Below are 26,085 nucleotides of genomic sequence, written 5' to 3'. Positions count from 1 at the left end.
CCTCCGAGGTCGCACTCGCGACGCCGGGCGTCCCCCGCGTGATAGCGTGACCGCGATGAAGACGATGAGCTTCGCGAGCGTCGTGCTGGTCGTCGGGTGTGCCTCCGCCTCACCGCCGCCTCCGCCGCAGCCGACGGCACCTCCGCCCACGCCGACGACGGCGACGGAAACCGCCGAGCCCACCGAGCCCACGACGCCCTACGCGAAGATCCTCGAGATCGAGCCGCCGGGAAAGGACGACGCCGACGGCCACGTGAAGATGCTGTTCATCAACCCGACCGGCCAGGACTGTCGCTTCCACGCCTACTCGGTGGTGTGGCCCGGCGGCAAGAAGCGGATCGACGGCAAGAACTTCAAGGTGCCCGCGGGCGGCCGACGGCAGCGCAGCATGCGCATCCACCCGAACGACGGCGATACATCGACTCTGTCCGAAGCGCGCACCGAAGTAGAGAGCGACTGCGGCAACTGATCTTTCCGCTGGATGTCGGTCCGCCGCGGAACCACGCTCACGGAGATGGGGCGCGCGACTTCGTGATTTCCGGCCTGCACGCGCTCGGAAGTCGCTGGCACGCACGGAGCTCGCCGGCGATCTCGAGGGGGTGGGGCGCGCGGAAATCGGTTGATATGTAAAGTAGTGTCGGGCGCCGCGAGAGCCGGGCTATTCGAGATTTCGCGGGGGTTCGGGCGCGCGGAAATCGGTTGATATGTAAAGTAGTGTCGGGGCGCCGCGAGAGGCGGGCTATTCGAGATTTCGGGGGGTTCGGGCGCGCGGAAATCGGTTGATATGTAAGGTAATGTCGAGCCGCCGGGCGTCCCGTGAGTGGTGGCCGGCGCCAGCGATGAGGGCAGCGCAATGTCGTGTCAGCGTTTGGCGCCGAAGAGCCGAGCGTCCAGGGAGTAGCGGCCGGGGCCGGCGATGAGCACCGCGAGGGCAGCGAAGCCGTAGGCGAGAGCGAACTCCTTCTTCATGAACGGGTCCGCGGCGTGGATGTGAATGGCGGCAACGCCCATGGTGATGACGATCATCGCGGCCGCGGGGCGTGTGAACAGCCCGAGCGCCAAGAGTAGCCCACCTGCGAATTCGCTGAGTGCGGCGGCGGGCCCGAGCACCTCGGGGAGCGGTACTCGTTTGGCAACGTTGTCGATGAACGCACCCAGGTTCAGGATCTTTCCCATGCCGTGACCCAGAGCGAGCACGGTTCCGAACCACAAGCGGAGTACCAGGAGCGCGAGATCCGCTTGGCGGGGCGAGGTTTTTGCGAGTGTCTTGGGCCACGACATCCCAAGGACATGGGGCTGGGCACGAGGCGCGTCCAGTCAACGGGACTCGGTGCCGCGATGGTGTCAGGACGTCCGTGGGCGGCGCAGAAGAGCGAGGCGAGACGTGGGCCGAGACGTGCGCGCCGGGACGTGCGCCGAGATGTGCGCCGGGTAGTTGACGTCAGGCAGACCAGGGCGGAGACGAGGGCCGAGATGTGCGCGCCGAGACGAGGGCCGAGACGTGGGCGCCTAGACGAGGGCCGAGACGTGCGCCGAGACGTGCGCCGAGACGAGGGCCGAGACGTGCGCCGAGACGTGCGCCGAGACGTGCGCCGAGACGTGCGCCGAGACGTGCGCCGAGACGTGCGTCGAGTAGTTGACGTCAGGCAGACGTGGGCCGAGACGTGCTCCGAGGTTGATGTGCGCGGTTCATTGCTTGCTTCCGCCTTCCGAGAGCGGGGTGTTACCGCGGCGAACCAACCCAAAGAAGACGGGGCTTGGGCGGAAGAAGGCAAGACGATGGTGAAGAGGGAGGGAAAGAGGGTGGCAAGACGATGGTGAAGAGGGAGGGAAAGAGGGTGGCAAGACGATGGTGAAGACGGGGGCGAAGACGGGGGTGAAGACGGGGGCGAAGTCGGGGGCGAAGTCGGGGGCGAAGTCGGGGGCGAAGACGGGGGTGAAGACGGGGGTGAAGACGATGGGGATCAGGTGCAAAAACTCTTGCACTAGGCGTGGGGGTGGACGGGCGGGACCCTGGAAATAACTGCTGCTTGGTGCAGGGGAGGTCCGCATGTTTCGCGATTTTTCCGGGGTTCGGAAGGTGAGCGCGCGCGTGGTTCGAGCGCTGCTGGTGGCTGGGTTGGCGTTCGTGATGTTTTCGCCGCGAGAGAGCTCCGGTGCGGCACAACGCGCGCTCGGGAGCGTGTGCAAGGGCAACGCGGACTGCAAGTCGGGCGCGTGCGACAACGGATACGGGCGCAAGCACCGCTGCGTGCCGAAGAATCAGAGTGGGAACACCGGCGACTACTGCCAGGGACGCGAGCAGTGCAAGGGCACGTGTACCGAGCAGTACAAGTGCGCGCCCCCTTTGCCCAACGGCAAGGGTTGCATGGAGAACCACGAGTGCATCTCCAACCGCTGCGGCACCTGGAGCAGCGAGGGCTGGGGCACCAAAGCGTGCATTCCCAACGATGGCACGGGAAACTTGGGAGAGGCGTGCTCGCACAACAATCACTGCAAGAGCAAGAACTGCGTCGACCACAAGTGCGTGGCGCTCGCAGGGCTGGGCGCGCACTGCAACGTTGGCGGGAACTGCAGCTCCGGCGCCTGTGACACCCAGGAGTGGAAGTGCGTTCCGGCAACGGGAACCGGCAAGCTTGGCAATTACTGTACGAACAACAACCAGTGCGGCAACAAGAGCTGTGTCGCCCTCAAGTGTGGCGGCACACCGAAGAACGTTCCGCTAGCTGGCTGGTGCTCATCCAACGCGAACTGCCAGTCCCACCGCTGCGACTTTGCCAACGGCGGCGCCGGACAGAAGTGCATTCCCAACGATGGCACCGGAAACACGGGCGACTACTGCAGCCACAACAACCACTGCAAGAGCAAGAGCTGCACGCAAAACCACTGCAAGAAGGCCAGCAAGGAGAAGCTGGGCGCCGCCTGCGGAGGCAACGCGGATTGTCTCTCTGGCGTGTGCGACACGAAGTACAGCTTCTCGAGCAAGACGTGCATCCCTCCGGGAGGCACCGGGAAGTACGGCGACTACTGCACCAATCCGAACCAGTGCAAGTCCGGCTCTTGCGTGAAGGTGAACGCGAGCTGCGTCCCCAAAGAAGGCGCACCCTGCGCCACCCACTGCGGTGCCAAGAAGAAGGTGGGCGACGGCTGCATGTGGGCCTCGGACAAGCGTGCTCTTCGGGGCCGAGCTGCGATGCGACGGCGCGGTGCACAAGTGCATTCCCAACGACGGCCACGGCAACGTGGGGAACTACTGCACGCACAACAATCAGTGCAAGAACAAGAACTGCAGCGGCTACCAGTGCCGCGCGCCCAGGGGCTTGGGCGAGTACTGCGCGTCCAACGCGGGCTGCACCTCCGGCCGCTGTGATGCCGTCCCCGGTAACCCGCACAAGTGCATCCCGAACGACGGGCACGGCAAGAATGGCGACTACTGCACGCACAACAACCAGTGCAAGCCGGGGTACGCGTGCATCCTGAAGCCCGGGAAGAAGTACGGGAACTGCAAACACTGACGGCTTCGCGCTTGACGAAACCCCCGGAACGGCGAAAAACAGCGGCCGGAGCTCGCTCCCGGAGGAGTGGCCGAGTGGTCGAAGGCAGCGGTTTTGAAAACCGCCGTACCGGTAACGGTACCAGGGGTTCGAATCCCTTCTCCTCCGCAAAGAGCGTCGCGACGCGGCGCAGATCCAACCAATCCGTCGAGTCCGGCGCTGAGAACCTCGCCGTGCGGTCCGTGGTGAAGATCGCATCGGAACTTGGTGTGGCGCTGGCGGAGCTCACGACGGCGCCCAAGGATCGCTCGACCAAGATCGGCAGGCCGCCACGGGGAGACCGTTGAGCAGGTAGCTCAGTACTCTCTTAGCAACCAGGCGCGCGAGGCGCCGAGCAACGGCCATGCGCGCACCTTGCTCGATCTCGAACGCATCACCACGGGGAGATGGAGGCTTCGCGTTCGGCGCGAGGACCAGCGGGGCAACTGCTCCGCCATGGCCTCCCTCGAAACGGATTCAGAGCGGATCTCCAGCATCGCATCGACGTCCATCCGATCCTGGACATCGTCGGATGGGCGGGCAGCCCGCAAGGCCAAGAGGCGGTCATCGTGACTCCAAGAGCCCTGCTGAAGCTCCAAGCCTCACTCGTGCGGGAAGGTGTCACTTGGGAGGAGGTTCGGGTGCGCGCGGGAAGCGGTCAGCTCGCAGCCCTCGCGATCAAATCGCGCGAGAGTGCCTGCGCCAGATCAGGTGGATCGAGAAGGAGCTCCCCAAAGCAGGCAGCGACCAACAGGTGTCGACACCCTGAATCACTTGCTCTCGCGGCAGGAGGTCGGTGCCCCCGACCACTGCCAATCGCTTCGCCTGCGACACGGATGGTCGCAAGCGACCAAGGAGACTCGTCACATGACTCAACCACGCGTGCTGACGGCGCACCTATCCAGCGACAACCGCGCTCCGAAGGGCGGCACGCCGTCTCGCGGAGACACCGCAAACAGCCAGGGGAGGCAATCCATGAACAACAAACGCACGACACATCACTCCCGGCTGCCCAGGCGGACGAGAGACTGGCTCAAGCTGATTCAGCCAGGTGGCATGCTGCTAGTGGCTGCACTCCTGCTCCTGCCGAAAGAGGCACGCGCAGGCCAAGTCTGCTCATTTGATCGCGCCGTGGTGTTGCTCTCTACCGCTCTACCTGAGGAGCTCAAGTGCACATACGACCAGGACGGCAACGGCCTCGATGACGACATGGAGCTCGAGCTCGCCAAGTGCATGGCGCCATTGTTGAAGTTCGATGCGCTCGAGCCGCCGGAGAGCCGACTATCCGGAGAACCACAGGTCCTCTTCAGCATGCAGCTGGTCAATTCCCAGCCTGTCCCTGGAATGAATGCGCGCGTGAAGATCCAGTACCAGTTCTTGTACACTCGGGACGGCGGTTTCGTTGACTGGCACTTTCCTTGCGGAAAGGACGCGCACGACGGCGACAACCACTCGATGGACCTGTTGGTAGATGTCTACCCGGGCAGCCATCGATGGCAAGCAGAGTTGGAGAGCGTCGACGGTCATCCCCCCGATGAGGTGAGCGGCACGCACGTCGTTTCGTATGTGTCGGCGGGCAAGCACCACATGTCTCCACAGCCCTACGCCGGTTGGGACACGTGCAAAGGTGGCGCAGGCGCTCAGCACTATGACAGCTCGTTGGGCGATGGTGCCTGGATCCAGCCGACCGTGCTCCACCACGTACCCCTGTTCGATCCGGAGCCGCAGCCATTGGGTCAGGTGATGCACGGTGCGACGGCACCCTTGGCGGCGGATGGAAAGACTTGGCTGAACGCGTGCGATGCCGCTCGGTTTCCGTCCAACTCCGCCTTGTGGCGAGTTGCCACCAAGCTCCATCCAAACTCGCTCGACGACCTTGGATACGGCGGTGAACGAATAGCTGCAAACCGGAAGTTCTGCGGCGGTTTGGAAGGCCCGTGTTCAGAAACGAGCTTCGTGTGGCCAAAGCACAACTGGTCCGGGGACGCTGATGTCGATGGCGACGGGCTCCCGGAGATGAGCGCTTACATCGTACGGGATGGCAATGTCACTGCGATCGAAGCCCAGGATCCCTGTCCGAACTTGCAGCAGGGCGCGTGGGTGGATGCGGACGGTGACGGCATCCACGATGCTTGCGATCCCGACCCGCAGTTCAAGTCCACATTCGTCGCCGGCGGAAGTGCCAACTACCCAACCGCACCTCCACTTCTCGGCTCAGGTTCGCATCCCTGGACGCGATACGAGCAGTGGTGGGCGTACGGCTTTCCACGCGGCGGTTTCCTGGACTCCGATCAGGATGGCTCACCGGATGGCGAGGACATGTGTCCAACGGTTCCGGGTGGCAGCCCCGTCTTGAACGCGAACCGTTGGGGTGAAGACCGGAACTGGAGTCCCGTCGCCAGCTGGCACCACGACATGGGCAAGCTGTTGCGGTCCGATGTTTGCGATCCCTATCCGGTACCCGCAATCGAGTGGAAAGCGAAGTACACCGGACCGAACAAGTGCGCGAGTGCGGGCTGGTACCTCTCTGGTTCCGGGCCAGCGCTCAAAGGGAGAACGGCCGTTTGGCGTGGTGTCAGCGAGAACGGCGCGGCCCTCAACGCGCCCGCGCAGCCGACGCAGATGTACCGCTGTGCATGCCGTACGTCGACGGGTGGAGACGTGCTCTCGACGCAAGCGTGCTACCTCCAGAGCGATAGCGATTGCTACAAGGTAAACGTTACTGTTGCCGACCCAACCGTCTACGATGGACACGGTTATCGACCCGTCTTCCGCGAGGGAGGCACGCTCGACGCGAATACGTGGACACAACCGGTTCAGCTCTCGGTTCCAGTGTTCGATTGGATCAATTCGGATTGGACTTGGAATTGGCAAACCGAACGCGCCCAGTATCCGGAGAGCTCGCAGGTCAAGCACTTCGCACCGGGTGACTTCATCGACGTACCGGCGGGTCAGTGGACGGAGGCCTACACCAAGGCGGCATATGACTACGTGAGCATGTCCTTGGTCGACATTCCCTATGCGCCCGGGAACCCACAGCAGTCTGGCGCCTTCTTCCCCGACCCGGAGTATCAGACGGAGGGGCAAGCATTGCTGAACCTGAACGGTCCCCAGAGCAAGCGCATGCGCTTCGGCGTGAGCAAGGACCAGGTTCGGCTGAGCACGATCCACTCGCAGTGGTACCCAGGAGTGCAGTGCGAAGACCCCAGCTCGCTAACGCTCGGACAGTGGCTGGAGAAGTACTGCCTGTTTGGTTGCGGCCCCGATCCGGATCCCGCCAGCGTTCACTGGTGGATCGTCCAGCCCCGCGCGCTGCTACAGAACGGCCGCGCGTTCGCGAACCGTTTCTTGGCACGGCCCCTTTCCAAGAACCTGGCGGGACTGACCCTCGGCAGAGCGTCGTCGAGGTCGTGGGTGGCAAGTGCACGAGGGTTGATGGCCATGACTGCAGTGCAGGCCGCCATCACTCCGGAAGAGCCGGATCTGCTCTTCGTCGAAACGGATGCGACTCCGACTCGCTGGGCGAAGCTACGTGCCAGCGGCGTGACCGCCACGAACGTGGAGTATGAGATCCTCGAAGAGGGCATCGTGGATTCCACGGTGTCGGCGTCCGCCCAAATTGTTGCCGATTCAATGGGGAGAACGGCTGCGATCTTCGATGGTGCCAACGGGACACTGGTAACGCTCGATGCCGAGACCGGCCTGTGGCAGTCGGTGACGCCTCCTGCAGCCGTCGCGCGACGCGCAGGCGCAGCATTGAGTGTCGTCGGTAGCGCGTTCTATGTCCTCGGCGGAGAGTACGAGCGCCAGCTCCAAAGTGACGGATGGGCGATTGACCTGTTTGGAGCTGGGAGCTCGCAGGTGGTCACTGGCCTCCCCTTGCGACGGGATGCCCGAGTCGGAGTTCGGCCCAACGGGCAGACGCTTCTTCTCTATGGTGGCACCGACGAACGAGGCCGACGTCACGACGACATCTGGAAGATCAACCTGGGATCCAGCACGGGGCGAGCGAGCCAGCTTTGGTCCGACACATCCGAAGCCAGTCGCTTCGATCCCGCCACAACGACACTGGAAGTGCCGGCATTCGGGGACGATGCTATCAAATGGGTAGTGACTGACAGTGCTCCCGAGAAGCTTGTCGGACACGAGCGTGGTTCCAACGGTTGGAACCCGGTGGGGCGATGATGGCAAAGGCAATGAACCTACTGGCTGCGGCCCTTCTGTTTGGAGGAGGAGTTGCAGGCATAGTCGTGGGGTGTTCGGCCGAGCCTTCGGCCGCCACCCCAGAGGACGGCGGAAGCTCGGACGCCCCTGCGGTGGACCAGCAGACGGCGGAAGCTGGCCCCGAATGGGACCCGGTCTGGCACCAGACGACACCGAAGCAGTGGCCGACCATCGGCAAGGAGGACCAGCCATTCTGTGGCATCGGATGCCGGATGGTGCTGAACGTTCCTATCGTGTTCGGAACCATCTACGCGTTCGGATACGACCCCGGCGCAGTTGTTGCGTGGACCGGGAGCGCAGCAACACCGCTAGCGAACGGGATAGTGTACTCGCCGCTCGACGGGACTGACACGATGGTGCTGGGTCCACCGGACCTCGGCGACAAGGAGTCCGCGCTGTTCGCGTACGTCCACGACGGCTACGTCTCCTACGTCCGGTCGCTGGGTATTGGCAAAGGCAGCGTGGAGGTGATGAGCGTCACCACCGGCGAGACGAAGACCGTGTTCGAGTACACTCCGGCGACGGTTGGCGACAATGCTGTCTACCAAACGGCGTTGAACAAGACCCACGCCTTCTGGTGGTTGGACGGGACGGGTCTCATGACTCGAAACCTCGAGACCGGTGCTGTGAAGGAGTTGGCGCCTCAGATGGTCTGCCACGGGCTGTGCACCACGGAGAACGCCGTCATCTGCTCGGACTTCGACAGTGGTCAGAACTTCCGCATCGATCAAGAGACGGGTGATGTGACGCCGGTCGACTTCGGCGGCGCGCTGCAGCTCGACGGCTACTGCTCGCCGGACGCACAGCGCTTGATTTGGGTGGACTATCGCGATCCTCCGGGTCCCGGCTCAACCGCGTACTTCAAGCGCACCGGTGGTGAGATCTACATGCGAGATCTGGTGGGGAACACGACCACACGCCTCACGTTTGATTCGCCGGACCAACCCCGAGGCAAGACCTTTCCCGCCATTGGGAGCAAGTACGCGGTCTGGAACGAGCCGCCCGAGCCAGATGTGAACCCACCCACCGGCCAGGATTTGTACGCAAGCTCTACGAACCTCGTGCGACTGGAGCTCGCTACAGGCAAGAAGTGTCGGCTGACTCCGGACCCGCCGGGTCAAGTGAAGACTGTTCCAGCGTTTGCTGGATTCAAGGCGATGTACGGCAGCAAGCTGGTCGGGATCTGGTTCGACAACCCCGCCACGCAGAAGCGCCTTGCGGAGCTCGACTTGGAGGATCCGGGGCTACCGTGGAAGTGTGAACCGTAGACGCCGCTTCTCTGCAAGCAGCGTCTCGGATGTCCTACTTGCAGTCCCGTTGCACACAGCGATTGAAGCAAGGTGCGCGCACGCGGGCAGGATTGCGCCAATCGATGCAGGCGTCCTTGTGGTCATCTGGGCCAGCGTATCGAACAGATGATTGCGGAGCAGCTTGCGGCGATCCGCGCCAGCGCGCAGGAGGCGGTGCGGGCGTTTGCGGCAACGACGAGCGCGAGCACGCGCGGTGCGGAGAAGCCGGCACGCCGGGGCCGGTCGTCGTCGGGCGTGAAGCGGCCTTCGGATGAAATAGCCGCGCTTGGTGTTGGCAGCGGATCAGAGCGTTTCTAGATCGTGCAGGGCGGAAGGGAGCGGGAGTGTTAGCTGCCGCATCGAATCCCTTCTCCTCCGCTAAGCGCGTCGCGCCACGGCGCTGATCCGACCGATACGAGATCGGGTCCGCGCTCAGTCTAGTCGCCGTGCTGGCGGCGTTGGCTCTTGCGGTGCGCGGCGGTCTTGCCGTCGATGACCTCGTAGGTGCCGAACACGCCAATCGTGTGATCGTCGACTTGGATGGGGACTTTGCTGGTATCCAGCCAGATGACCCCGGAAGCTGAAGATTGGCGTTCGATGATGCCGAGCTTCGGCTGGCCGCTGTCCATCACGTCACGATCGTCACGGCGGTATTTGCCGGCCTGCGAGACCCACGCAATCTGCGGATCGTAGTCGTCCTTTCCGACGATCGCCTCCGCGCTGGGAAGACCCGCGTCGCGCGCGAACTGAAGGTTGCAGCCGCCGTAGATGAGCTCGGTGCCGAACTTGAAGAACAGGCGGACGGGGCACGACTCGGCCGAAGCCTCCTGTAGATAGTCTTCGAGCTCCTGCGCGAGCTGGGCTTCCGTCTCCAGCGCCCAGGCCCGAACTCGGTTGGGCATGTTGGGATGGAGGCTCGGCGCCGCAACCGCCACGGCCTCGCTATAAGCCTTCAAAACCGCAAATAGCTTCTCTCGATTCATTCCCGACTCCCCTCATGGAGTGGGCAGCAACGCACCGCCCATTGGGTCTGGGCAAGCCAGACTTCCCAGGCTAGGCCATCTGTTATTTGCAGCGCAATCCGCGAAGAGCATTACATGGCCGGGATCGCTGCCGACGTGCGCTGACGGTGGGCTTGCGATGCGGCATCTCGCGCCGGTTCCGTGCGTTCCGCTCGGCCTCGCACCCGCGTTGGGGGTCTTGCTCAGTGATCGCGATCAACCCGGACTCAGTCGAGAAGCGGCCAACAGATGTCTTCTTTGGAGTGAGTGGCGCAGCCATAGGGTCCCGCATCGGGAATGCACAACGTCGTGTCGAAGCTCGTGCATTCCGTGCCAGCTGGGCAGTAGCTACCGGCGGAGCACACCGGCAAGTCGTCCGGCAGGAAGTAGCCACACGACCCGTTCACGCTCTTGAAGTAGTCAGCCAAGAGCCGCGGGCGGCACTCCGGAATCTGACATGCTTGCTCTGGGGTGCTGACGTCGCATGGGTTCTGCGTCGCGCCTTCGGTCGAAACGTCGGACGCATCGCCGGTAGGGTGAACACCGATGTCGCTTCCAGCGTCGGACAAGGGTCGCGCGTCGGTCGTCGAGCTTCCGCCACATGCCGTGCCGACGGCGAGCAGCGCCAGCACGCCCGCGAACAGCGGGATGCGCGCGGCCTCCGTCATTCCTCGCAGCTGAGGTAGAGCGTGGGCGTCAGATCCGGGATGTCCGCACACGTTTGGCAGGCGTTCGGATCCGAGCGGCCGATCCAGGCGGCGCCTTGCTCGAAGGCGAACAGCGGGTAGACGTCGCTTTCCGGGCCGGCCGACCACAGCTCGCTGACGTGGTCACTGATCCGGAGTGTGCGTGCGGCGGTGTTGGCTCTTGCCGTGACGTAGACCGCGCTCTTCGTCGCGCGCAGGTCCCGAACCTCTTCGAGGGGGTTCAAGGGGGCGAGGGGCGTCGTTCCGGAAGACGACACCTGAACCACGCCGAGACCAGGGCACGCCACGACGAGGTCGTCTCCGCGGAGGGCGACAGCGATGGGTCCGACGCCATCGGCGATGGGTATGGGCTGCGTTTCTCCCGTGGCGAGATCGACGCGCCAGACCTCGGCTTCCTTGCCCCGGGAGTAGACGAGCTGCGTCTCGTTTGCGGCGATGCTCCAGATCGGTCCCGGGACCTTGGCGAGCGGCGCGGCGATGCCGGTGTCCAACGGCACGCGAAAGATCACGTTGGCGTCGGTGTCGAGCAGAAGGGCGTGCTCGAATGCCCACGCTCTGCGTACGCCTTCGACGAGTGGCGTGGGGTCGCCCTGAACGCGGAGCGTTCGTGATGCGATCTCCCACAAGAACACGCCGGCATCTCCGCGGGCGACGGCGCCAATAGTGCTCCCTGCGGGCAAGTGGGAGATCGCTTCGGGGGCGCCGGTTCCATCGTAGTGCACGAGTGCATCGGCTGTTTCCGTGAACAGAGCAGCGGGCGTCGCAAAGAGCGCATTGCCGTCGACGCCGTCGGCCAGCGCGATGACTCCCGCGCGCCCTTCACACAGATCCCGCGACGCGGTCTCGTGGCGCGCCTGACCTCCGCAGGCCGCTGCGCAGAGCAGCATGGCCATCGTCAGAAATTGTCGCTTCGGTGTCGTCATGGTCCCAGCCCCGATCACCCCCGCCCCGACGCGAGTATGACACGGCGAGAAGCCTCGCGCAGCGCGCTCACTCCGGGGCGAGGTGTTGGCGGATCTTCGCGAGCAGGGTGGAACGCCGGAGCAGCTCGGTCTTCGCGCGGTCCTGCGCTTCTTTAGGTCGCGACCACCGCGAGGAGGATCGAGAGCAGCAGGGCGCGGCGCATGAGGGCCGGACACCCTGGTCATTGCGAAGTTCCAGCGTTGGGCACTGCCGTTCTGCATCTTCTGTTGGTCCGCCGCGATGCCCGTCCCGCCAGGCTGTGGGCGCGGGCGCGATTCGCGTATCTTCGGAGGGATGAAGCCGACCATCGACGGAAGTCGGGCACCCGTGTTCGTCATCCGCTGGCCCGTCGAGATAGAACCGCAAGAAGTGCGGCAGCATATCGACGAGATGCGGGAAATCGTGCGTGGCCAGCGCGCCGCTTTCGTCCTCGATCTCACCGAGAGCGGTGTGCCCGACGCCAAGTTGCGCAAGCTCGTGGCGAGCGAGCTACAAAGCGCCTTTGCCGAGCTCGGAGATCAGGTTGCGGGTGTGTGCCACGTCGTGGCGTCGCCGATCATTCGCGGCATGATGACGGCCGTCTATTGGCTCGCGCCGCCGCCGTTCGAGACGATGACGACGAGTGATCTCGACGCGGCCGTGGCGTGGGCGAAGAAGAGGCTGTCCCGCGCTTGACGAGATTTCCGTGCGCGCCCCGCGGCGTTTCCGCGGCGGGCCGACATTCAAATGTAGAGAGCGCGGCAGTGGCGTGGTGAATGCAGAGAGGGCGGCAGTGGGGTGGTGAATGGGGAGAGGGTGACCGTGGCATGGGTGAATGCGTGGCCGACGTTCCAACGCGGAAGGGAATCAGTGCGGCGGGTGAATGCGTGGGCAGACGTTCCAATGCGGAAGGGCGTCAGTGCGGTGGGTGAATGCGTGGGCCGAGCTCGCGGAGGTGCCAGGCGCTGAGGGCGAGACGGAGCTCGGCTTGGCCCAGGGCGTCGCGCATGCGTGAGGTGGCGAAGGCGCCGGTGATGACGGTCGCGACGCTGCCGACCAGGAGCAAGACCAGCGCGGGGGCGCGGGTGAGGGCGATGGCGCCGGAGGCGACGGTCATGCCTTGGGGACCGAAGGCATAGTGTGGCGTGCCGGCAATGCCGAAGGCTTCCACCAGGGCGGGGACGAGGACGAAGGCGATACCGCCGACGATGGTGACGGTGCGCCAGGGTTTGTCCAGGAGCAGCGCGTAGGCGGTGGTGTTGACGGCGACGAGACCGGGCATCAAGACGAGCGGGCCGAAGAGCACGGTGGTCGTCGCGAACGCGGCGTTGGACAGCAGCATGGCGAGCAGCACGGCACCAACATGGGGACGCTGCGCGCGGCCGACGGCGAGGGTGATGGCGGCGGCACCGACGACGAGAACGTAGAAGACGACGAGAGCGGCGCCGTTCAGGATCCCGGCCCAGAAGAACAGCGGGAGGTACAAGAACAGCGTGAGGTAGCTGGCACCGGCGACGTTCGCGGCCCAGCGGGTTTGCTCGTGCCGAGTACGCGCGAGGGAGTCTTCCACCTCGGGCGGCAGACCGCCGAGGGGCGCGGCGGTGAGAGCGGCCAGCGCCTCGAGGGCGACGGCGTTGCCGGGATCCAAGGTGAGGGCGCGACCGATTTCGCCAAGCGCCGTCTTGCGTGCGTCGAGGGTGAGCTCGCTTCGGATCTGCGTCATGGCGTGCTGAGCATGCTCGTCGGCCAGGGCACGACGGCGCTCGGCGTCGCGCTGGCCGTCGAGATGACTCTCCACGGCTTCGTACAGCTCGCGCGCGGAGGAAAAGCGATCGGCGGGCTCCAGCGCCAGCGCGCGCAGGCAAATGGCGTCGAGCTCGGGGTCCGCGTCGGGCTTGCGCGCCGACGGCGCGTCCAGCTGGCCGGCGAGGGTAGCGTCCTCCGCCGCGTTCGCGTCGGCGGGGTGCAGCCGCTCGAGCGTCAGGATCTCGAACAGGATGGCGCCCAGGGCGTACACGTCACTCGCCGGTGACAACTCGCGTCCGGCGATCTGCTCCGGCGACGCATAGCCCGGCGTGCACAGCACCGTGTCCGACTCCACGTCACCCACGAGCCGCGCGATGCCCCAATCGATCACGGTGACCTCGCCGTAGTCGCCCAGCATGATGTTGGCCGGCTTCAGGTCGCGATGCAGCACGCCGCGGCGGTGTGCGTAGTCCACCGCGAGACACACGCGGCCGAACGCCCCGAGGAGTCGCCGCAGGGAATAGCTCTCTCCGTAGCGCTCGGGGTACCACTTGAGGCGCCGCAGGGCTTCTTTGAGCGTCACGCCGCGCACGCGCTTCATGGTGAAGAACGGCGCGCCATCGGGATCGACGTCCAGCTCGTACACCGGAGGCACGCTGGGATGCTCGAGCTGCCCTTGGATGCGGGCTTCGCGCACGAAGCGCCGCGCGTTCTCCCCTTCTTGGGAGCGCAGTCGCTTCAGCGCGACGTGGCGTCCGATCTGGCGATCCAGACACGACGCCACGGTGCCCATGCCGCCCTCTCCGAGCACCTCGCTCTCGTCGTAGCGTCGAAGAAATTCGGGTGCCGGACCGAAGGATGGATCCACGACGACGGGGTCTTCGCTGGCGCCTGCCATGCGCTCATGTTCGGCGCCATCGTCCCGATGCGGCAAGAGCCAGGGAAATTGCCGGAAATCGCCGCGCGCCGGGCCCCCTTTTCATCCTCTGGGGATGTAGTACGCGGAGCGGTGCAGTGCCTGGTGGGTAAGGGCTCCGGGTACTTCCGCGTTGGAACGTCATGGGCAGAGAAATGGCAGCTGAGGTACGGAAGTTTCTGGGAGCGGATCACGCTCGCCTGGACGAGCTCCTCACCCAGACGCTCTCCGGTTCCAGCTCCGTGGACTACGAGGCGTGGCAGGCGTTTCGCCACGGCCTGCTTCAGCACATCGCCTGGGAAGAGACGATCTTGATGGTCGCGTTGCGCAAGAGCGGCGCCGCCAAGGAGCTGTGTGATCGCATTCGCGCGGATCACGCGTTGCTCGCTGCCCTGTTGGTGCCACCGCCGCGTGCGGAGCTGGTGCTCACGGCGCGGCGGATCCTCGCCGAGCACAACAAGGTGGAAGAGGCGATGGACGGTCTCTACGCCCAGTGCCTCGAGGTCGCGGACGACGACGAGCTGCTCGCCCAGATCCGCGCCATGCCCAAGGTGAGCGTCTCGCCGCCGCGCTCGGGCCCGGACATCGAAGCGCACATCACGCGCCTGCTGCGCGCTCGTCAGCGCTGATCGTTTGAATGTCGGTGCGCCGCGGTAACACCACTACGCGGACGTCTTCCACGACAGCTGAAAGCGCGCGCCGCGCCCGCTGGCGTGGGTGACGACCTCGGGGGACGCGCCGCCTGCCAGCGTGATGGACGCCGACAGGGTGCCGGCGAAGCCATTGACGTAGGTCTCCAGATCGAACTCCGGCGATGGAAAGTCGACGAGCTCGACGATGGCGCTGGTGGCGGTGGTGCTCGTGCAGCGCGCGCTGCCCACGGCGCGCGTCTCCGCGGCGTAGGCGACGTTCACGCGGCGGATCACGCCATCCGTTCCGCTGCGTCCGGCGATGGCGAAGAACCCCCGCAGCATGCGTGAGGTGCCGAACTCCAGCACCACGCGGCGCCAATGGGCGAACGCGCCCTCGGGGCCCAACACCTCTTGGATGCCGACGCACATCTCCATGTGTGGCTTCATGGGCACCCAGCCGATGCCCAAGGGCGACTGAATGGCGTGCAGCGTTCCGGGCGACAGGCGCGCCTGGATTCGAGCCAGGTCGTTTCGGTCCCCCTGCTCCAACCACTTCCACACGAGCTGCGACAGCAGCGCTCGAATCGCGGGCTCCCTCGCCACGATTCGAAGAGTAGCCCCCGAATCGACACCGGCGAAAGCCTTGCCGCGCGAAGGTTACCGTGCGGAACTTCGACGACATGATTCGTAGCAGTGCCGTGGCCGCCCTCGTCGTCGCCGGGCTGGCCAGCGGGTGCGACAAGGGTGGTTCCGCGGCGGACCAACATCCAGACGATGGCAAGGAGCTTCAGGAGACGCGCGGCAAGATCGATGCCCTGACGAAGCCGCTGATCGAGATGCACGCGCGGACGCCGGAGCCGGCCAAGGCCGAGGAGAAGCCGTGTGAAGGGCTCGCTGGGGGGCGCATGGCGATCGCCGAGTACGAGTACCTTGGTCGCTTCGCGCATCCGGACCGCGTGCCCTATTCGGGCAGCGATGCGCGCTGGAAGGAGCTGACCACGCCGGCGCTGCGGGTGGTGACGCCCAGCGCGCGAGCGGCTACCCAGCAGCAGGCCATCGACGCGCTGTGGAACGTGAAGAAGCTCGGCCGCGAGTACGCCTACCTCGGAGTGCTGCGGGCCAGCGAGCGGACGGGGCCGAAGCTCGACGGCGAGCGCTTCAGCGGCGGCAAGTACTCCGGGATCTTGCAGGTGTTCGACCTGGAGAAGGCGAAGCCGCTGTGCAGCGCCAAGCTTTCGGCGACGAGCAGCACGGAAGTGGCGGGCAGCATCAACGCGAAGGATCGCGAGGACGTGCTGTGGAACGACTTCATGTCCAACGTGCGCGACGCCGTGTACGCCGGAGCGAAGCGCGTGGCGCCGGATTTGAACGTCGATCTTTGACTATTCGAGCAGCCCGGAGACGTCGACGCGGCCGCGGCGGTGTTTCTTCATGCGCGCTTCGAGCTCGCTGGCGAAGGGGCTCGCCGGGTCGATGCGCTTGATGTCGGCGAGGATCTCGCCCACCGCGCCGCGATCCCCCAGGGCGGCGAGGGCGAAGGCTTGCTCTTCGGCCCGCGCGCCGAGGACGGCGAGGGTGGCGCTGTCTTGATGCGTCGGGGTGCTGGCGGCGGACAGCACGCGCTCGAAAGCGCGGCGCCCGTGCTTGCGTCCGGCGACGCGGTCCGAACGGCCCACCGCGTGCGGCGCGAAGGCGACCCACAGCTGCTTCGGGATCATGTGGTCCACGAGCCGGCGATCCCAGCTGGGGTCGAGCTCCACGTACAGCGGCCGAGTGTCGCTGAGCACGGAGAGGGAGTATTCGTTCGGCTTGCCGGCGAGGGACATCTCGCGGATCAGCGGCGCGAGGTTCGGCTCCATCGTGAGCAGGCTGGTGGCCACACTGCCCTTGTCGAGCAAGGGTAGAGGAACCACGACGAGATCCGGTCGCTCGCCACGTACCACGCGGGCGGCCCACAGCCGCCAGGCCACGGCCTGCGATCGCACCAAGATCAGGCTGCGATTGGGCAGCGCGCTCAGCGCCTCGTCGGTCCACACCTCGGCGGCGTTTTGCGAACGGCGATCCGCGACGTAGGAGGAATCCTCGCCGGTCATCAGCACCAGCGTGAAGTCGAAGACCACGAGGAGCGCGGCGGCGGGCTGGGCGAAGGGGATCTTGGCGCGACCGAGACCCACGGCCAGGGTGTGGACGCCGAGGGCGGCGCCGATGCCCAAGCCGGCGACGGCGAGCAGGCGCACCGAGGCGAGGGGATCACTGGCGAGCACGCCGGCGCGGCTCGCGGGGAAGCAGACGTCGGCCAACACCAGCGCGACGAGCGGCGCGGCGAGCCAGCGCGTGCGGCCGCGCACCACACCCCAGACGCCGCCCACGGCGGCGAGGGCGACGGCGATCATGCCGATCTCGCGGAACCAGGAGGCGAGGGCGCCGGGACGCTGGGCGGCGGTGTCCACGGCGCTGATGTCGGTTGCGGACAGGCCGAAGCCGAGGTGCACCCAAGAGCGTTCGGCAAAGGGACGCACGGCCAGCGGCACGAGGCACAGCGCGGCCGTGACCAATGCGCCCGCGGCGAGCAGACCCACGTTGCGGCGCGGCGGGGTTTCGCCCAGCACGCCGACCTGCACCGCGATGGCGACCAACAGCGCGGCTCCCGCGGCGTGGCTCTCCAGCGAGGTGATGGCGATGAACGCGCCGTAGCCCAGCCACACCCGCGCGTCGCCCACGCGACCGTCGGGGCGCAGCATCACACCCAGCAGCACCAAGCACGCCGCCAGCGTGGCGCCGCCGGCGATGGTGCCTTCGAGCTGCCAGGTGGGGGAGAGGGTGGTGGTGAGGGCCGCGGCGAAAGCCAAGAGCGGTGTGAGCCGTGGGGTCCACGCGTTCTCGTCCAGCAGTCGGACGGCGAGGGCGTAGACGAGGCGCGCCGCCACCGCCAATGCCAGGGCGCTGGCCAGGGAGGCGCGCAGCAGGCGGCCGCCCAACGGGAGCAGCGCGAAGAGCTGCATCACCACGCTGGACACGGTGCCTTCGCCGCCGAGGGGCACCAGCCCCAGGCCACGCACGATGGCCATGTCGTCACGCCACTGCGTGCCAGTGGACGCACGCCACAGCGTCACCAACAGGGGCAGGACCAGGGCCGCCCAGGCGCACACCGGGTGCAGCCAGTGGCGGTAGCGATCCTGCGGGGTTTCGCCAAGCTCGACGCGCACGCTCCCCCACGTGCCACACTCGGGGATTTCGGCCCAATTTCCGGGGCTTTGCGCCCGGGTGACGGACGCCGGCGCGAGAAAAGCCCCAGGTTTTTTGCGGGGAGGGCCGTGCTACAAGCCTCTGCCTTCCAGGAGGTCACCGTGGCCCGCTTCATCGACGAGCTCAAACGCACTCACCACAACGCTCAGCTCCGCGCATCCGACATCGATAGCGAGGTCGTGCTGTTCGGCTGGGTGGATAGCCGTCGCGATCACGGAAAGCTCATCTTCGTGGACCTCCGGGACCGCGAGGGCATCACCCAGGTGGTGTTCGATCCCGAGGCGTCCCAAGAAGCCCACGATCTCGCGGAGCAGCTCCGCGGCGAGTGGGTGGTCGGCATCCGCGGACGGGTGCGCTCCCGCGGCGAGCAGTGGAGCAAGAAGGAAGACAAGATGGTGTCCGCCACCAACCCGAACCTCGCCACCGGCGAGATCGAGGTGGTGGTGACGGAGGCCACGGTGTTCAACCGCGCGGAGACGCCGCCCTTCGAGATCGCCGACAAGCTCGACACCCGCGAAGAGATCCGTCTGCAGTACCGCTACTTGGACCTGCGCCGGCGGCCGCTGCAGCGCTCGCTCCGCATGCGCCATGACATCAACCAGGCGACGCGCAACTATCTCTCGAGCCAGGGCTGCCTCGAGATCGAGACGCCGTTCCTGGTGAAGTACACCCCCGGCGGTGCGCGGAACTTCTTGGTTCCGGCGCGCCTCAGCCCCGGGAAGTTCTACGCCCTCGCGGAGAGCCCGCAGATCTTCAAGCAGCTGTTCATGGTGGCGGGCTACGAACGTTACTTCCAGATCGTGCGCTGCTTCCGGGACGAGGACCTGCGTCTCGATCGCCAGCCGGAGTTCACGCAGATCGACATCGAGATGTCCTTCGTGAATCAGGACGACGTGTTCTCCCTGGTGGAGGGCCTGGTGTTCGCCATCTGGAAGGCTGCCCTCGGCATCGACCTGAAAGAGCTGTACCCCAGCGGGCACTTCCCTCACCTGCGCTTCGACGAGTCCATGCGCGACTACGGCAACGACAAGCCGGATCTGCGCTTCGGCATGAAGCACACGGATCTCACCGAGCTGGTGGTGAAGCACGGCGGCGGTGGCATCCCGTTCTGGGCGCCCATCGCCGAGAAGTTCAAGAACGGTACCTACCGCACGGACCTGCCGGCGGAGATCGTCAAGGCCATGGTGGTGCCGGCCAGCGCTGGGCTGTCGCGCACGGAAGCCGACAAGCTCGAGCAGCTGGCCAAGAGCATGGGCGCCGCGGGCTTGGCGCGGGCCAAGGTGGCGGCGGACGGCTCTTGGACGCAATCCCCCCTGGCCAAGACCATCACGCCGGAGATGCGCACGGAGATCAACGCGGCCGTGGGAGCGGGGGACGGCGATCTGATCCTGTTCCAGAGCGGCAAGAGCGCGGTGGTGCACACCGTGATGGCGAACCTGCGCGTGCACCTGGGCAAGAAGCTCGGGCTGATTCCGGAGGTGGGCCACGGTAACAACTGGAACTTCCTGTGGGTCGTGGATCCGCCGCTGTTCGAGTACGACGACGAGAAGAACCGCTGGGCCGCGGCTCACCATGCCTTCACCCGACCCCACGACGAGCACGTGGATCTGATCGAGAAGGATCCCGGCAAGGTGCTCTGCTACCGCTACGACCTGGTGCTGAACGGCTTCGAAATCGCCGGCGGTTCCATTCGTTTGCACGATCCCGAGGTGCAGGCGAAGGTGTTCGCCGCGCTGGGCATCAAGGACGAGGACGCGCAGGAGAAGTTCGGCTTCTTGCTGCAGGCGCTGCGCTACGGCGCGCCGCCCCACGGCGGCATCGCCCTGGGCATGGATCGCCTCGCGATGCTGCTCGCCGGCAGCGACAGCATCCGCGACGTGATCGCGTTCCCCAAGACGCAAAAGGGCACGGACGTGATGAGCGACGCGCCCAACGCGGTGAGTCCCGAGCAGCTCGCAGAGCTGTCGGTCCGGTCCGTCGTCGAAGACGACTGAGCGACGTCCGGCGCGGGACGGGATTCGCGCCGGACCGAAAATCATGCGGAAACCGCTGGCAGTCCTCGCGCTCTTCTTGCTCTTCGGGTGTGACGAGCGTCCGACGCCCAAGCCGATGGCGAGCGCAGCCCCGGTGGCCCAGCGCCCGGTCACGCTGAGCTGCGATGCCACGTTGCCGGAGGGCTGGACCCGCGTGGCCAAGCCGATGCCGGATCACATCGCGGAATTCTCGACGATGCCGGCGGGCACTCGGGCGCTATCGACGGTGATGTTGGAGGAGCACGACGGCGAGCTGGACGACGCCGTGGATGCCGAGAAACGCCGCACCGAGGCCGCCTGGGGGGATCGCCACGACTTCGCCCTGATCGCCGAGCAGCCGCTGTCGGCGAGCGGCCACGACGGCACGCTCTTGGTGTACCGCTGGCGGCCGGGGCCCACGTCGCCGGACTGGATCCACTACCGGGCGCTGTTGCCCTTCGAGGAGCGCGTGGTGCTGGGGTTGGCGGAGACCATCGCCGGCGGCCAGCGGGGGCGCGACGAAGACGCCATCGTGAAGATCCTCTCGAGCTTGAGCTGCAAGCCGCGCTGAAGGCCGGAGCCCACCGTGGTGGTCGGTTGCGCCCCGCCACGCCATCGAAGGAAGCCGCAAGATCTCCGCGTTCCTGCGCTGGCACGCACCCTGCTGAAGCTGCCTCCAAGGAGGCTAGCGAATGAAGAGCTTGGTTCTGATCCTGTCCCTCGTGTCCGCGCTCGGCGTCATCGGCTGTAGCAGCGAATCCAACGAGGACGCCGTCTGTTCCGACGGCAACTGTAGCTGCGCGAAGGACGCCACCTGCGATTTCGTGTGCAGCAAGGGCGGCTGTTCCCAGCAGTGCGCCTCGGGCTCGAGCTGCACCGTGGCCTGCCAAGGCGGCGGCTGCTCCCAGTCCTGTTCCCCGGGCGCGACCTGCGACTTCACCTGCGAAGGGGGCGGCTGCTCCCAGGCCTGCCTCGGCAACCCCAACTGCACCGCCACCTGCTCCCCCGGCGACTGCTCCAGCGACGTCTTCTGACCCCTCCCTGTGCTCAGCGCTGGGGCTTGGTCTTCCGCTTCTTTTGTTGGTTCGGCGCGGAACCACCCCGCTCCCCCATCACGACGACCAGGCCCCGGCGCTCGAGCTCGCTGAAGACAGGCAGCTCCGTGGGAACGATTTGCCCGCGGCGCTCACGTGTTTTGGACTTTTTCGGGAGCATCTCGCCAGTGTAGCCGAGGCTTCGGCGCCACGCCGCCCAGCCGGAAAAGCTTCACAAAAGTGAAGCCTTGCGTCTCGACTCCGGACCCAGCACGATGCTCGCTCCGAGGCGAATGGGAGCGAGAATCCTCGTCGTCGATGACAGCCCGACCATCCGCAAGGTGGTGACGTCCATCTTGGAGGCACGGGCATTCGAGACCGTTACGGCGGAAGACGGGCAAGATGCGCTCGAAAAGCTCGACGCAGGCGCGGAGGTGGACCTCGTCCTGCTCGACTTCGTGATGCCGCGGATGAACGGCTATCAGTTCTGCCGCGAGCTTCGGAACAACGCCGAGCGGCGGAACCTGCCCGTGGTGCTGATGAGCGCCAAGGGCGACAAGATCCGTGGGCAGTTCGTGCAGCAGACCGGCGCCATCGACGCCATCACCAAGCCCTTCGATGCCCGCGGCTTGGTGGCGGTGGTGGAGGGCGCCCTCAAGAAGCAGGAAGAGGGGCGCGCGCGGCCGGTTCCCGACGGCGACACCATGCCGGACGAGGAGACCGTCGCCGACAGCTTCGCGCCGAGCTCCCTGGTGCCGAGCGAGGACCCGGCGATCCGGCGACAGCAGACCGCGGACGAGTTCGCCTCGGCGCTGGCGCGGGTGATCATGCCCAAGCTGCACGAGGAAGCGGGGGTGGACGAAGCCATCGTTCTGTCCGCGGTGCAGGACGCCGTGACGGCGGACACCATGGGCGCCCTCACCAGCTTGCTCCGCACGCTGGATTTCGGGGCGGACACCCAGGAGGTGCTGGCCGGCGACATTTCCGTGATCTCCATCGCGGAAATCCTGCAGCTCTTGCACCTGCAGCGTCAGACCGGGGCGCTGGTGGTCTCGAACCGCAAGGCGGAGATCACGCTGTACGTACGCGAGGGCAACGTGGATCTCGCGGCCTCCCGCGGCGTGCGGGACGAGTTCTTGCTGGGGCGCTACCTGATCGAGTCCGGCGCCATCAACCGCGAGGACCTCGATACCGTAGTGGCCCAGCGAACGGGCACGGCGCGGCTCTTGGGAGAGCGCTTGCTGGAGCTCGGGTTGGTGGAGCAGGAAGCCATCACCCATGCGCTCACACGGCAGACCTCGGAGCTGGTGTACGAGGTGGTGCGCTGGAAGACGGGGCGCTTCACCTTCACCGTGGGTTTGCCCTTGGAGCAGTCGACCACGCGCTTGGCGCTTTCCATCGGTGCACTGGTGATGGAAGGCTTCCGTCGTGTGGACGAGTGGCGGCTGATCGAAGGCACGTTCGATTTCGAGGAAGTGCTGTACAAGGATCCCGGAGCCATCGAAAACCTGAGCGAGGACACTCAGCTCACTCGGCGCGAGCAAGCCGTGCTCGACGCGATAGATGGCGAAAGCACGGTGCGCGAGATCGTCGACACCATGCAGGGCAGCTCCTTCGAAGTGTGCAAGATCATCTACCAGTTCTTGAATTCACGCATCGTGCGTCGCAAGGCCGCCTGATGCCGGCGCGAGAGGCCGGCATCATCCTGATGGCGCGCGGCTCGAGGCACTTCCTGCCCAGCGCGATCACCCAGCGGATCATCCACACCCTGCCCATCACCCGGGTGCCCGGGGACGGCACGCCGCTGTCGACCTGGGACGGGCGGGTGGTGACGGCGGTCCCGCTGGGGGAAGACGCGCATGCCGTGCTGTGCGAGGTGGACGGCGAGACGATCGCGCTGAGCGGTGTCGCGGTGGAGCGGACCGGGTTCTTCGAGGCCGCGGAGGGCGGCGTGTTGGTGGAAGGTCAGCGGGTTCCGCTGTTGAGCCTTTCGGCGGAGCTTTCCCGAGTGCGAGAAGGAGGCGAGGCATGAGCCTGGTGGACCTGGTGCTCGATCGCGTGCGCGACTCCCTGAGCGCTGGGGAGCCCGGGACGGCGCGCAACGGCCTGGACGACGCGCTCTTGCTGCGCGCCCAAGACGGCGCGCAGAACTCGTCGGAGACCGCGCTGGGGGCGGCTCAAGGCGTGGGCGCCGTCGCGGCGCAGCAGAAGAGCTCTTTGGACGCGGCCACGGACCGCGCGCGGTTGCTCCACGCTCGCGGGCGGGACGCCGAGGGCATGGTCAGTCGGGTGAAGGACGCCCTGGAGCGTGTGAAGCTGGTGGCGCTCAACGCGGGCTTGGAGGGCTCTCGCCTGGGGGAAGCGAAAGGGCGGGCCTTGGTGCTGGTGGCGGAAGAAGTGCGCGAGATCGCTCACGCCGGCCTGGAAGGACTGGGCGAGCTCGACGGCATCTTGGCGCAGCTCGAAGAAGAGCGGGGCGCCTTGGACGCCGATCTGGAGCTGGCGCGGCAGCGGGCTTCGGATCTGTCGCAGGAGCTCTTACGCGTGCAAGCCGCGCAGCGCACCGCCCATGGCCAAGTGGTGGAGCTCGGTCGTGTGCTGCGGAGCACCACCGGCTCGGATCCCGAGACGGCACGGTTGGTGGCGCAAGTTGCGGATCACGCGCGCGGTCTGTTGGGCGCGCTGTCCAAGCTCGCCGAGAAGCCGCAGCGGGGGTTCGTGCTGCGCGCGTTGGGGCCGACCTTGCGCCCGCTGTTGGGGCTGCTGAAGGAGCTGGATCGACGCGGGGGCGAGGAGCGGGAGTGAGCGGCAAGCTCGACCTCCTCCTGGCCGACGAGATCGAACGCAGGGGGAGCGTCTTCGCGGCGGAGACTCCGGAGCCGGAAGAAGTGCGAGCGGCGTTTCACGCCCTGCGCGGGTCGGCGGCGATGGCCGGCCACACCGAGCTGGCGCTGGCCCTCGGAAACTACGGCGCCCAGCTCCGGCGCGGGGATGTGGCCGTGGTGGCCGTCGCGGCGGAGGTGCTCGGCGGGGCGGTGGAGCGGCTCCGAGCCGGACGTCCGGCGCTCACGACGGCGTGGCCCACGCCGCCCATGGGCATGACCGCTGCGCCGGTCGATCCGGCGTTCGCGGCGGAATACCGCGCCGCCATGGGCGACCGCCTGGCTCAGCTCGACGAGGCCATCGAAGACGGCGACGATCGCGAGCGCCTCGAGATCGCGTTCCGCACGGTGCACTCGGTGAAAGGCGCCGCCGCCGCCGTCGGTGACGAAGCGACGGCCTGGTACTGCCACGGCTTGGAAGCGCGGCTGAAAGAAGCGCGGGACGCGGGCAACACGCGCGTGGTGGACGATCTCGCGAAGCACCGTTCCGTGCTCGCGTTGTTCTTGGAAGATCCGGCGGAAGCGCTGGCCAAGCTGTCGAGAGGCGTGTCCTTGCCGCCGTCGCTGCGGCCGAGCCGCGCGCCGCCGGAGGCCGAGAGCGTGGACGCGGTGCTGCGCATTCCGGCGCAGACGATCGAGACGCTCTTGTCGCGGGTGGAGCAAGTGGATCAGCTGCGCGACGCCCTGGGGTTGCGTGCGGATCGCACCCGCGCGACGGCGTCCACGCTCCGCGGCGAGCGCGCGAGCTTGCTGGAAGCGCTGCGCCAGATCGGCCCCGCGCGGCCGTGGGGCGCGCCGGCCACGGCGCTGTCGCGTATCGAGCAGGCGGCCCACGTGCTGGGAGACGTGGCGGATCGCGCGGAGCGTTCCGGAACCGGGCTGCGACGCACCGCGGATGCCGTGCAGTGGCGCGCGCGGGAGATGCGCACGTCCCTGTCCAGCTTGCAGCGGAGCGCCGTGCGCGAGCTCCTCGAACGGGTGGCGCGGGCGGCGGAGGGCTTTGCCACGCGAGAGAGCCGCTTGGTGCGCGTGGTGATCGACTGTGAAGAGACGCCCGTGGATCGAGTGGTCGCAGAGCGGCTGTTCGACCCCTTGCTGCAGCTCGCGAAGAACGCCCTGGCGCACGGCATCGAGAGCACCGCGGACCGCGCGACCCGAGGCAAGCCGACGGTGGGCACCATCTCCTTGCGGGCCGAGCGGGTGGGCGACTGGCTGCGCATCTCCGTGGCGGACGACGGCCGCGGCATCGACATCGATGCGCTCAAGACCCTGGCGCTCGAGCGCGGCGCGCTCAACCCCGCGACGCTCTCCTCCGCGACGGACGACGAGCTCTTGAGCCTGCTGTTCCTGCCCGGTCTCACCACGCAGTCCCGGGCCGACGTGCTGGCCGGGCGCGGCATCGGCCTGGATTTGGCGGAGAGCGTGGCGCACCGTCTGGGCGGCTCGTTGCGCCTCAGCACGCGCGCCGGAAGCGGCGTCACGGCCACGCTGGAAGTGCCCATCGAACGTTCCGTGGTGGACGTGGTGTGGGTGGACGCCGCGGGCCGGAGCTTCGCGTTGCCCCTGCGCTTCTCCGGACGCGTGCTCCGAGTGCGACAACCAGTGGTTTCCTTGGCGGCGTGCCTGGGCCTGCCGCCGAATGCGGCGTCGCCGCTGGGCGTGGAGCTGGTTTTGCAGGGCGACGAACGCACCGTGGTGGGCGTGGACGCGGTGGGCGCAGTCGAGGAAGTACACCTCCGGCCCTTGCCGCGGCTGCGATCCGAACGGGTGCCGTTCAGTGCCGCCGTGCTGCGCCGTGACGGCGCGCTCGCGTTCGCCCTCGACGCTCAGGCAGTGGCGGCGCGCGTGTGGCAAGCCGGGCAGTGAGAACCGCGACGGTATCGCGCCGGACCAACAAAACTTGCAGCGAGGGCCCGCTCGG

22 protein-coding genes and 1 tRNA gene are annotated in these 26,085 nt (G+C 66.7%); 15 read left to right on the top strand and 8 right to left on the bottom strand.

Translation table 11 applies throughout. The features are described 5' to 3' along the window. Window positions 1-55: 55 nt before the first annotated feature. Complete coding sequence (locus H6717_34295; protein ID MCB9582156.1) at window positions 56-469, top strand: hypothetical protein; 414 nt, start codon at window positions 56-58, stop codon at window positions 467-469. Between the two features lie 392 nt (window positions 470-861). On the opposite strand, the gene H6717_34290 is transcribed toward H6717_34295, so the two are convergent. Continuing rightward, window positions 862-1,281: a DoxX family protein gene (locus tag H6717_34290; protein ID MCB9582155.1), complete on the bottom strand. Its 420-nt coding sequence runs from the start codon at window positions 1,279-1,281 to the stop codon at window positions 862-864. Window positions 1,282-2,050: 769 nt separating this feature from the next. On the opposite strand from H6717_34290, the gene H6717_34285 reads away from it, so the two are divergent. The 4 genes from H6717_34285 to H6717_34270 all read left to right on the top strand — a co-directional run bounded on the left by H6717_34285 (window position 2,051) and on the right by H6717_34270 (window position 9,025). Continuing rightward, window positions 2,051-3,370: a hypothetical protein gene (locus H6717_34285; GenBank protein ID MCB9582154.1), complete on the top strand. Its 1,320-nt coding sequence runs from the start codon at window positions 2,051-2,053 to the stop codon at window positions 3,368-3,370. A 205-nt stretch (window positions 3,371-3,575) separates the two neighbouring features. After that, window positions 3,576-3,662: transfer RNA gene (locus tag H6717_34280), tRNA-Ser, on the top strand. A gap of 846 nt (window positions 3,663-4,508) precedes the next feature. Next, window positions 4,509-7,718 carry a hypothetical protein gene (locus H6717_34275; GenBank protein ID MCB9582153.1) on the top strand — a complete coding sequence of 1,070 codons (3,210 nt, stop codon included), beginning with the start codon at window positions 4,509-4,511 and terminating at the stop codon, window positions 7,716-7,718. 392 nt (window positions 7,719-8,110) lie between these two features. Further along, window positions 8,111-9,025 (top strand): hypothetical protein, encoded by a 915-nt coding sequence (locus H6717_34270; protein ID MCB9582152.1) that lies wholly within the window; start codon window positions 8,111-8,113, stop codon window positions 9,023-9,025. 458 nt (window positions 9,026-9,483) lie between these two features. Here the strand turns inward: H6717_34270 and H6717_34265 are convergent, their stop codons facing one another. From H6717_34265 to H6717_34255, 3 genes are all read right to left on the bottom strand, one after another. Further along, entirely contained in the window at window positions 9,484-10,029 is a 546-nt protein-coding gene (locus H6717_34265; GenBank protein ID MCB9582151.1) for a hypothetical protein, read from the bottom strand. Between the two features lie 245 nt (window positions 10,030-10,274). After that, a complete protein-coding gene (locus H6717_34260; GenBank protein ID MCB9582150.1) occupies window positions 10,275-10,715 on the bottom strand; it encodes a hypothetical protein in 441 nt (146 codons plus the stop codon). Continuing rightward, on the bottom strand, window positions 10,712-11,677 hold the full coding sequence (locus H6717_34255) for a hypothetical protein (protein MCB9582149.1): 966 nt from the start codon (window positions 11,675-11,677) through the stop codon (window positions 10,712-10,714). Before H6717_34255 ends, H6717_34260 begins: the two co-directional genes overlap by 4 nt. A 334-nt stretch (window positions 11,678-12,011) precedes the next feature. Here H6717_34255 and H6717_34250 point away from each other — a divergent pair, with 334 nt between their 5' ends. Beyond that, complete coding sequence (locus H6717_34250; protein MCB9582148.1) at window positions 12,012-12,392, top strand: hypothetical protein; 381 nt, start codon at window positions 12,012-12,014, stop codon at window positions 12,390-12,392. A gap of 220 nt (window positions 12,393-12,612) precedes the next feature. Here H6717_34250 and H6717_34245 read toward each other — a convergent pair whose 3' ends face one another. Beyond that, complete coding sequence (locus H6717_34245; GenBank protein MCB9582147.1) at window positions 12,613-14,340, bottom strand: serine/threonine protein kinase; 1,728 nt, start codon at window positions 14,338-14,340, stop codon at window positions 12,613-12,615. Window positions 14,341-14,513: 173 nt separating this feature from the next. Between H6717_34245 and H6717_34240 the strand changes: the two genes are divergently transcribed. After that, window positions 14,514-14,987 (top strand): hemerythrin domain-containing protein, encoded by a 474-nt coding sequence (locus H6717_34240; protein ID MCB9582146.1) that lies wholly within the window; start codon window positions 14,514-14,516, stop codon window positions 14,985-14,987. Window positions 14,988-15,020: 33 nt separating this feature from the next. Here H6717_34240 and H6717_34235 read toward each other — a convergent pair whose 3' ends face one another. Continuing rightward, window positions 15,021-15,593: a hypothetical protein gene (locus H6717_34235; GenBank protein ID MCB9582145.1), complete on the bottom strand. Its 573-nt coding sequence runs from the start codon at window positions 15,591-15,593 to the stop codon at window positions 15,021-15,023. A gap of 77 nt (window positions 15,594-15,670) precedes the next feature. Between H6717_34235 and H6717_34230 the strand changes: the two genes are divergently transcribed. Further along, complete coding sequence (locus H6717_34230) at window positions 15,671-16,372, top strand: hypothetical protein (GenBank protein MCB9582144.1); 702 nt, start codon at window positions 15,671-15,673, stop codon at window positions 16,370-16,372. Here H6717_34230 and H6717_34225 read toward each other — a convergent pair whose 3' ends face one another. Continuing rightward, complete coding sequence (locus H6717_34225) at window positions 16,373-18,196, bottom strand: hypothetical protein (GenBank protein ID MCB9582143.1); 1,824 nt, start codon at window positions 18,194-18,196, stop codon at window positions 16,373-16,375. Between the two features lie 141 nt (window positions 18,197-18,337). Here H6717_34225 and aspS point away from each other — a divergent pair, with 141 nt between their 5' ends. The 3 genes from aspS (at window position 18,338) to H6717_34210 (ending at window position 21,282) form a co-directional block, all read left to right on the top strand. Further along, window positions 18,338-20,230 (top strand): aspartate--tRNA ligase, encoded by a 1,893-nt coding sequence (gene aspS, locus H6717_34220; GenBank protein ID MCB9582142.1) that lies wholly within the window; start codon window positions 18,338-18,340, stop codon window positions 20,228-20,230. A gap of 43 nt (window positions 20,231-20,273) precedes the next feature. Next, window positions 20,274-20,819, top strand: coding sequence for a hypothetical protein (locus tag H6717_34215; GenBank protein MCB9582141.1), 546 nt, complete (start codon window positions 20,274-20,276; stop codon window positions 20,817-20,819). Between the two features lie 121 nt (window positions 20,820-20,940). Then, complete coding sequence (locus tag H6717_34210) at window positions 20,941-21,282, top strand: hypothetical protein (GenBank protein ID MCB9582140.1); 342 nt, start codon at window positions 20,941-20,943, stop codon at window positions 21,280-21,282. A 13-nt stretch (window positions 21,283-21,295) separates the two neighbouring features. On the opposite strand, the gene H6717_34205 is transcribed toward H6717_34210, so the two are convergent. Then, window positions 21,296-21,463, bottom strand: a complete 168-nt coding sequence (locus H6717_34205; GenBank protein MCB9582139.1) for a hypothetical protein — start codon at window positions 21,461-21,463, stop codon at window positions 21,296-21,298. Window positions 21,464-21,557: 94 nt separating this feature from the next. On the opposite strand from H6717_34205, the gene H6717_34200 reads away from it, so the two are divergent. The 4 genes from H6717_34200 to H6717_34185 are packed head-to-tail and all read left to right on the top strand — an operon-like array spanning window position 21,558 to window position 26,030. Further along, window positions 21,558-22,961 (top strand): response regulator, encoded by a 1,404-nt coding sequence (locus tag H6717_34200; GenBank protein MCB9582138.1) that lies wholly within the window; start codon window positions 21,558-21,560, stop codon window positions 22,959-22,961. After that, window positions 22,961-23,314 (top strand): hypothetical protein, encoded by a 354-nt coding sequence (locus H6717_34195; GenBank protein MCB9582137.1) that lies wholly within the window; start codon window positions 22,961-22,963, stop codon window positions 23,312-23,314. The genes H6717_34200 and H6717_34195 overlap by 1 nt, the downstream gene beginning before the upstream one ends. Then, window positions 23,311-24,087 carry a hypothetical protein gene (locus H6717_34190; protein MCB9582136.1) on the top strand — a complete coding sequence of 259 codons (777 nt, stop codon included), beginning with the start codon at window positions 23,311-23,313 and terminating at the stop codon, window positions 24,085-24,087. The genes H6717_34195 and H6717_34190 overlap by 4 nt, the downstream gene beginning before the upstream one ends. Continuing rightward, on the top strand, window positions 24,084-26,030 hold the full coding sequence (locus H6717_34185; GenBank protein ID MCB9582135.1) for an Hpt domain-containing protein: 1,947 nt from the start codon (window positions 24,084-24,086) through the stop codon (window positions 26,028-26,030). Before H6717_34190 ends, H6717_34185 begins: the two co-directional genes overlap by 4 nt. Window positions 26,031-26,085: the final 55 nt, after the last annotated feature.

The organism is Polyangiaceae bacterium (assembly GCA_020633235.1).
Taxonomy (GTDB): domain Bacteria; phylum Myxococcota_A; class Polyangia; order Polyangiales; family Polyangiaceae; genus JACKEA01.
This window is presented reverse-complemented; position numbering and strand designations above follow the sequence as displayed.